The sequence below is a fragment of the Pseudomonas sp. PA-4-8C genome, assembly GCF_021606625.1.
Taxonomy (GTDB): Bacteria; Pseudomonadota; Gammaproteobacteria; order Pseudomonadales; family Pseudomonadaceae; genus Aquipseudomonas; species Aquipseudomonas lactis.
Genome location: NZ_WKCD01000492.1, coordinates 1 through 1923, shown reverse-complemented (window position 1 = coordinate 1923; position 1923 = coordinate 1). Strand labels below are relative to the sequence as shown.

The 1923-nt window shown below is 61.3% G+C and carries 1 protein-coding gene and 2 pseudogenes; all 3 read right to left on the bottom strand.

Annotated features, from left to right (window positions below; genetic code table 11):
• Positions 1 to 184 (bottom strand): annotated as a pseudogene (locus tag GIW04_RS30335) (CAP domain-containing protein); the annotation flags it as partial.
• Between the two features lie 82 nt (positions 185 to 266).
• Positions 267 to 1592, bottom strand: a complete 1326-nt coding sequence (locus GIW04_RS30330) for an MFS transporter (RefSeq protein WP_014718679.1) — start codon at positions 1590 to 1592, stop codon at positions 267 to 269.
• Between the two features lie 56 nt (positions 1593 to 1648).
• Positions 1649 to 1923, bottom strand: a pseudogene (locus GIW04_RS30325) (FAD-dependent oxidoreductase); the annotation flags it as partial.

Genomic DNA, 1923 nt, shown 5'->3' with positions numbered 1-1923 from the left:
GCCGTGTATCGCTGGCCAGCGGCGGCAGCTCCTGGGAACCCTGGTCACCGCAGCGTTGTACCTGGCTGCGGTATTGGTTGATCTGTTGGACTAACTGACTTTCTTCATTCGCCATCGCGCTGGCGCAGAACACCGTAGTGGCGGCCAGCGTCGTAAGACCCATCATCAATGACAGAACGCGCATGGACGTTACCCTTGAGCTTGAAAGTGCCCATGATGCGCGATCCAGGTGCATCCATGCACCCGTTGGTCCGAACTTTTTTTCCTCAGTTCTTGAATGTCGAGTGTTTCGCGCCCTGATCGCAGAGGGCAAACACCACCACCAACAACGCAGAAATCGCGAGGATCACCACCACGCCATCGGTGGAGTGGGTGGCCGAGGCCGCTACCATCGACAGCGCGCCCAGCGGTGCCAGGCCACCGGCAATGGCGGTGCCGATCTCCCGCCCGGTGCCAAAGCCCGATGAGCGCGTTTGCGTCGGGAACTGCCGGCTCAGGAACGAGCCCTGGGGCGCAAACATCATCGGCGCGAGGATACCGGTGCCCACCCCGATGGCGAGGTAAATCATCAGGCTTTCACCACTGTTGAGCAGGGCCAGGAACGGGTAGGCGAACAACAGCGAGCACAGCCCGCCGAGCATCAACACGGTCTTGCTGCTCCACTTGTCACACAGCCAGCCGAAGCAGGGCACGGCGACGATGGCTACCAGGCTGGCGATGGTCACCGACAGCGAGGTGACATGCACGTCCACGCCTTTGAATTGGGTCAGGTACGCCAGGGAGAAGGTCTTGAAGATGTAGCTCAGGGCGTTGTAGCCAATCGCGACAAAAAACACCACGGCGAGGCCCTTGAGGTCATTCTTGAACAAGGCTTTGAGAGGCGATGGCTTGGCCTTGGCTTTTTCCGTGCTCAGCGCTTCGAACTGTGGGGTCTCCGGAATGCTGTTGCGCACCCACAGGCCGACGCCCACCAGCACGATGCTGCAGATAAACGGAATACGCCAGCCGCCGGCCAGCAGGAACTCGTTGCCGTTGATGGTCAGCAGGTAAATGGTCAGCGAGGACAGCAACAAGCCCAGGTTCAGGCCCAGTGCCGGCCAGGCGCCCTGGCTGCCACGCTTGCCCTGGGAGGCGTGTTCGTAGGAGGTGACCGCCGCGCCCGACAGCTCGGCACCCGCGCCCAGGCCCTGGATGATGCGGATAAACACCAGCAGGATCGGGGCCCAGATGCCGATGGAGGCGTAGCTGGGGATCAAGCCGATCAAGGTGGTGCACACGCCCATCAGGCAGAAGGTCAGCACCAGCACTTGCTTGCGCCCGAACTTGTCGCCCAGGTAGCCAAACAGGATGCCGCCGAAGGGGCGGGCGATAAAGCCGATGGCAAAGGTCGAAAAGGCCATCAGCGTGGCAGTCTTCGGGTCGCTGTTATCGAAGAAGATCTTCGAAAACACAATCGCCGCCATGGTGGCGTACAGGTAAAAGTCGTACCACTCCAGCATCGAGCCGAAGATGGTGGCGGCGGCTACTTTGCGTAGGCGCTTGCGGGTTTGTTCGGGCGTTTCGGTACCGGGGATGGAGGCGGATGCCGACATGCTGGACTTCCTTCTGGGTCTTTGTAGTTATTGTTGGGTGAACGGGCGGTGCGGTCTTACTGGGGGTGGAACAGGCGGTCGGCGATCATCGCGCCGATGGGCATGGCTGAGGTGGCGGCCGGCGAGGGCGCATTGCACACATGCAGCATTCGTGAGGTTTGGGCGAACAGAAAGTCGTGCACCAGGCTGCCGTCACGCATCACCGCCTGGGCACGGATACCGGCCTCGTAGGGCAGCAGGTCATCGAGGGTCAGGGACGGGCAGTACTTGCGGCACTGCTCCAGGTAGCCGGACTTGAATAACGAGTTCTTCATTTCGGTGGTGCCGGAAC

What these genes read in the sequence shown, in the direction of transcription:
- GIW04_RS30330 (WP_014718679.1), bottom strand. Translation starts at nt 1,592, where the DNA reads ATGTCGGCATCCGCCTCCATCCCCGGTACCGAAACGCCCGAACAAACC.